Origin of the sequence: Pantoea sp. S62 (assembly GCF_016658625.1) — a bacterium.
GTDB classification, from domain to species: Bacteria; Pseudomonadota; Gammaproteobacteria; order Enterobacterales; family Enterobacteriaceae; genus Pantoea; species Pantoea vagans.
Map to the genome: position 1 here is coordinate 1 of NZ_JACVVI010000044.1, position 1051 is coordinate 1051.

1 protein-coding gene is annotated in these 1051 nt (G+C 65.8%); it reads right to left on the bottom strand.

What is annotated here, in order from left to right:
- Positions 1–1051: methyl-accepting chemotaxis protein (locus IBT54_RS24845; protein ID WP_201253324.1), on the bottom strand; the 1051-nt coding region annotated here is incomplete at both ends.

The following is a 1051-nucleotide window of genomic DNA, read 5'->3' on the forward strand; positions in this document are numbered from 1 at the left end:
TCTGCGTGACCCCGTCCATCTGGCTGACGGCGATGCTGACCTGAGAGATACCCTGCATCTGCTCGTTTGATGACAGCGAGAGACTGTCCATGCTGTCAGCCAGTTCGCCCACCATGCTGACAATCCTGAGGATGCTTTCTCCCGTGCCGGCAGCCACGGCTACGCCGCCCTCCACCTGGGACACGGCCTGTTCAATCAGCAGCTTGATGTCCCGCGCGGCGCTGGCGCTGCGCTGGGCAAGTGACCTGACCTCGCCGGCCACGACGGCGAAGCCGCGACCTTCCTCTCCCGCACGGGCGGCTTCCACGGCGGCATTGAGCGCCAGAATATTGGTCTGAAAAGCAATCCCCTCGATGACCGAGGTGATGTCCCGTACCCGGACCGCGCTCAGCGAAATCTCATGCATGGTTTCCGACATGCGCTGCACGTCAGCCTCACCGGCGCGGGCCAGCGTGGCCGTCTCGCGCGCGGTGCCGGCGGTCTGGTGCGCGCCGGCCGCGTTGCTTTTCACCGTGGCGGTCAGTTGCTCCATGCTGGCGGCCGTCTCCTGCAGGGCAGCGGCCTGCTGCTCGGTGCGCGAGGAAAGCTCGGTATTCCCCTGCGAAATTTCGTCGGCGGCCAGCGCCACCGAGGCGGATGCATCCTTAATCTGCGACACCAGGCCTCGCAGATTGGCCTGCATGCCGTCCAGCGAGGCGAGCAGGCTGACGGTGTCGCCGCGGCGCAGCGTGACCGGCGAGGTCAGGTCACCGGCGGCGATGGCGGCGGCCAGCGCCTGAGCCTGCGCGGGCTCACCACCCAGCTGGCGCATCAGCATGCGGACCAGAAGATAACAGGTTGCCACGGACAGCAGGACGGACAGCGCGGCCAGGCCCGACAGGATAACGGCCGTCCGGGAGGTGCTGACGCTGTTCTGCGCCACGGTATCGTGACTCAGCTTCATTTCAACGCCCGTCAGGTCATTAAGGGCTTTCAGCAGGGCCGTCTGTGCAGGACGTGCAGTGGTCATCAGAAACGCGGTAGCCTCCTGCTGACGGTTATCCAGCCCCAG